We start from the raw sequence: 4,577 nt of genomic DNA on the forward strand, positions 1-4,577 counted from the left end.
GGGGAATCGTTCTTCTTGGTTTATTAACTCTACTACTTACTTTTGTTTATTCTAAGATAATGGTAGCTAATTAAACAAACGGGGGCGTTTACTCAATATAGCAATTGCTTTTATTGCATTAACTGAAGAAGAATAAAAAAGTAGAAGTTGTTATAGGGGAGTGAGATTTATTGTACCAACAAACTTTATGTTTTTTAAAAAGAAATGATGAGATATTAATGCTAAATAGAGATGCATCACCAACACAAGGGCTTTGGAATGGTGTAGGTGGCAAGATGGAGGGTGACGAAACTCCATTAGATTGTGTTATACGGGAAGTAGAAGAAGAAACAGGTATTGTAATCTCATCAAATCGTGCAATTTATAAAGGTATTATATCTTGGGAAGTGGATGAAAAGTATTATGGAGGTATGTATGCTTTTTTGGTTAATCTTCCTATGAACTTTGCCTATTCTACTCCTAAAAGGGTTAAAGAAGGAATCCTCGATTGGAAAAAGGTATCTTGGCTTTTAACAGGTGAAAACTTGGGAGTAGGTGAAATGATCCCTCATTTCTTACCGGTCCTTTTAGAGAATACACTTTGTATGGATCATAAATATATTATGCATAATAAGAAATTAATTAAGTACGAGAATACTAAATCACTTACAGCGAAAGGGATAAGGTGACTTTTCTAAAACAGATTATCTTGAAATCGAGTCTTAAACAATTGGGGGCGATTGCTCAATAGAGTGCTCGCCCTAATTACACAAACTTCTTGCAGGAACGATAATTGTTGCCGTTTTAATATGCCTAATTGTTTGGGTATTTAAATTGTTTCATTAAATTTATTTAATTAATGGAGGCGATAGCTAAAGATCGTTCTAATGGTCTTTAGCCTTTTAATTAAGATTGGGTAGGTTTGTGGAAGGCTTTCGAGATAATGGGGTATTTTAATAACCATACCTTTTACTTTCTTACACTGGAACTAAAGAATTTGCAACTTTAGATAGATATTCGATTGCTTCACTTTTTTCCATTTTACCGTTGTTATTTTCAATATATATCATGTAGGTTCTTTCTTTTTTAATAAAGCGTAGAGCCTGAAGCATATCGTGTTCCTTGTACTTTGCATTAATTCCACTCTTTAGCGTAACATTAGTGTTCGAATTAAATTTGGGGTTATCAACTTCAGGAGAAACATGAACATGAGTCATCCGATTGTCACTTACATATTGCACTTTTAAACTTTCACCGCATCCTGCAATACGAACACTTTCTACATTTGGTTCACCAGACACTCAAGTCGGCAATAAAATAGGATTTGTTTGATTTTTGTCCAATTCCTTAAACTTAGCCACAGCATTTTCAAGTGTCTCAAAAAAAGTTACCGGATAGCATTCAATGTTCTTTTCAGCAGATGGCTCTACAAGTGAAGCATTTGTCAGAAAAAAAGAAATCAACCCTAAATAAACGAATATGCGTTTCATTTTAGAGCCTCCCTTACTCTTATTAATTTTAATTTACTGAGTTTCCTTTAACTTTTTTAGCTTTCAGTACTTCTTTAAAATTATACATATATTTTTGTGCTCTCCTATAAACGTTTAAGAAGCAAAGACATTATGCGTTAGCGTATAGAGTTTTAAAGGTTAGCGTAAGTTTTACGGAATTTTGGTACTAACCCAGATAATAACCAATAAGTTATGTTTAAGTGTATATCTTCATTTATTTCGAAATTGAATCTTTCACAAACGGGGGAGTTAGTGGAGAATCAGATTCAATATATCTCGAAATCAAGTCTTATAGAAACGGGGGCTTATCCAAAATAAGGATAAGCTATCTTTATGCAATGAAAATAATTCTGAAATGTGTGTGATAATTAGTTGTAAGAAATGATTTGAGGGAGGGACTTAAAATGATTTCAACTTACGATAATATGCTATCATGGGTAGAAGACATAAAAGAGAAAAATAAAAGTTCTGCTGCAGCACTAACTGTAATTAAAGACAATGAGATTGTTTTAGAACATTATAGCGGGTTCCATTCTAATACGAGCAACTCACAACCTGTAAATGATAAGTCTAGATTCAATGTGGCTTCTGCTAGAAAGAGTTATTTAGGATTGTCCATCGCCTTTGCTTTATATGAAGGGAAAATACAGAACCTTGATGATTATGCTAGTGAGTATTTTAAAGACCTAGATCCATACATACTTAGAGACACTACAATTCGCCATCTGGTTACTCATACACATGGTTTGGATGAAAATTCAGAAGGAGAGATTATCAGAGAGTTTAATCCTGGAGAAAAATGGACCTACAGAGGAATCAATATCAAACTAATAACGCAACTAATTCATAACATTTACGGTCTACCCTTTCCAGAACTTATGTATCAAAAAGTGTTCTTACCAATGGGATTGAAGGAAACATGGTGGGAATCTAAAGACAGTGATAATTTAGTAAAAGTAATTATTGATCCTAATAAGAGTGCAGAAGATTCAACAGGATCTACTGGAGATGGAATGGAATCCAACCTGTTTGTTTCTTCTCGTGAATTTGCTCTTTGGGGAAACCTCTTCCTAAATAAAGGGGAAATGAACGGCAAGCAAATTGTTCCTAAGGAGGTAATTGAACTAGCGATTAGCATACATACACCCAAAAACCTTGCAAAGAAGTTTCCACGTAACGGAATGTTTTGGTTTGTGCAGGACATTCCTAGAGAATTAAGTGAATTAGGTGATCGAGTACCAAGCGATTCTTTTCAAATCTTAGGAATCACTGGACCAACTTTATTAGTCATCCCAAAATACAATGTAGTAGTCGCCAAAATGTATAACAAGAGATATAACTACGGGAATGAAAACTATCTTTACTATCTAAAAGAATTTAGCAACATAGTAGCTGACACCTTTAGGTAAGGATAGCTTATAAATGTTTAGTTAGAAAGTGAATATAAAGGTTAAATATTGAATATATCTCGATTTCGAGTCTTACAGAAATGGGGGCATATATTTATTAATTGCTAGGTTCCCTATCTTTATAATTCATTTATTGAACTTTCTGCATTAATTTGGAATAATTGTTATTGATAAAATAAATTAATTGGAGGAATGTACGTTGGAAATTGAATTTAAAGGTCATGAATTAAACCCAGCTCATGATATGAAAAAACTATCAATAGTGACCGCACAAGCCATAGTAGAGGAAATGCAAGATGGAGTTGAGGATCCAAGGAAGATTCAAATTACCACATCTAACTCCTTAATCATTGCAGATAAGATCAATACGGAAGAGCCAGACGATAGTAAGATGACTTTATTAGATAAAGCGTTATTAGAATCAGAAGATACATTATTCCCTATAATGAAATAATGTAACAAATGTGTTTGGCATGATTGTTTTGAGCAATGTTAAAATTATCCCGTTTGCTAACCCTGACAATGTAATAGAGTATGAAAGTTATGCTCTCTATACTGATCATATTTTGGGATTTGGCCTAACAAAGTAACTTACAATTGGTGAAGGATCTAATTCTTTGTTCCTGCTAACGTTTACACTATAAACAATCACTTAATACATAGCTAGAAGAACACATGAGAGAAAAGTGGAATATTTATAGCATTTATTAATTATAACCCTCTAAGCATGTTGTTTGGAGGGTTTTTGGTTAAGAAAGAACGTAGGCTTCAATAAAGTGTGGGATATCTCAGTGCAGAGTCTTCAAGTAATGGGAGCCATAGTTGTATAACGGCTATCACTTATTTTTCTAACGGAGTAACAATGTGAAGAAGTAGTAACTTACCTTAAGGGGGAGGGAAATGTCGCTTATTTTAACAGGAGACCCTTCTATTCCGTGGTCTTCTTTCGAGAATATAATGGATAGGAAGGTAGTAATAATTCAAGAAATAACTTAAGAAAACAAGTCGGCTTTACTACTGAACAAGTTACTGAAGAAGTGTATGAATCCCAAAAATTGATAAAAAGGATTCAAACTTTGAAATCTGATTTGTTAGGTGATATAGAAGCAATATCAATAATTTCAAAAGATACATTTAAACCATACAAACATAAAATTTGCACAAAAAATTCTAAAAAAAAAGTGGAGAATTTTGATTCGTTCATACGACTTATCCAAGGTGATTCAGAAAATAATATAAAAATAGAAAACCAACTATTTGAAAATCATTCTATTGAGATGGTTATTCGAGTATTACCCTTACATCTAGGGTATAGAACTAATCTTTTTGCTTTTCATCCTGGTAAAGAAAAAGTAATAAATGTTGGTATAAGAGTTGTGTCAAAAGAGTTTGGGAAGAAGTGCGGGGTGGATTTCGTTGCTTCTTGGAAAGTAGAAGTAAACTTTGACGGTGATATACAAATTTATTGGATTAGCATAAATGATAAAGAACTATTAAAACAAGCAAATACTTTATCTGCTGATACAAAGATGATATTTGAAAGGGAATAGGGTGATGCGGTGCTAATGGATCCGTTAGTAAAATACATTAAGAAATCTCGATTTCGAGTCTTCCATAATAGGAGGCTTTAGTTTAATAAGCCCAATATAAAATCTGAAAGTTATTACAGTTTAGTATG

5 protein-coding genes and 1 pseudogene are annotated in these 4,577 nt (G+C 33.1%); 4 read left to right on the forward strand and 2 right to left on the reverse strand.

Annotation, left to right across the window (positions count from 1 at the left end):
* Positions 1 to 170 precede the first annotated feature (170 nt).
* On the forward strand, positions 171 to 668 hold the full coding sequence (locus HOP45_RS20325) for an NUDIX hydrolase (protein WP_181351307.1): 498 nt from the start codon (positions 171 to 173) through the stop codon (positions 666 to 668).
* Positions 669 to 956: 288 nt separating this feature from the next.
* Here the strand turns inward: HOP45_RS20325 and HOP45_RS20330 are convergent, their stop codons facing one another.
* Positions 957 to 1,280: a hypothetical protein gene (locus tag HOP45_RS20330; protein ID WP_181351308.1), complete on the reverse strand. Its 324-nt coding sequence runs from the start codon at positions 1,278 to 1,280 to the stop codon at positions 957 to 959.
* Positions 1,281 to 1,469, reverse strand: a complete 189-nt coding sequence (locus HOP45_RS20335) for a hypothetical protein (RefSeq protein WP_181351309.1) — start codon at positions 1,467 to 1,469, stop codon at positions 1,281 to 1,283.
* Between the two features lie 428 nt (positions 1,470 to 1,897).
* On the opposite strand from HOP45_RS20335, the gene HOP45_RS20340 reads away from it, so the two are divergent.
* From HOP45_RS20340 to HOP45_RS20350, 3 genes and pseudogenes are all read left to right on the forward strand, one after another.
* A complete protein-coding gene (locus tag HOP45_RS20340) occupies positions 1,898 to 2,899 on the forward strand; it encodes a serine hydrolase domain-containing protein (protein ID WP_181351312.1) in 1,002 nt (333 codons plus the stop codon).
* A gap of 199 nt (positions 2,900 to 3,098) precedes the next feature.
* Positions 3,099 to 3,353: a hypothetical protein gene (locus HOP45_RS20345; protein ID WP_181351310.1), complete on the forward strand. Its 255-nt coding sequence runs from the start codon at positions 3,099 to 3,101 to the stop codon at positions 3,351 to 3,353.
* Positions 3,354 to 3,912: 559 nt separating this feature from the next.
* Positions 3,913 to 4,449: pseudogene (locus HOP45_RS20350) on the forward strand (DUF3108 domain-containing protein); the annotation flags it as partial.
* Positions 4,450 to 4,577: the final 128 nt, after the last annotated feature.

The organism is Thalassobacillus sp. CUG 92003, assembly GCF_013618635.1.
Taxonomy (GTDB): Bacteria; Bacillota; Bacilli; order Bacillales; family Halobacillaceae; genus CUG-92003.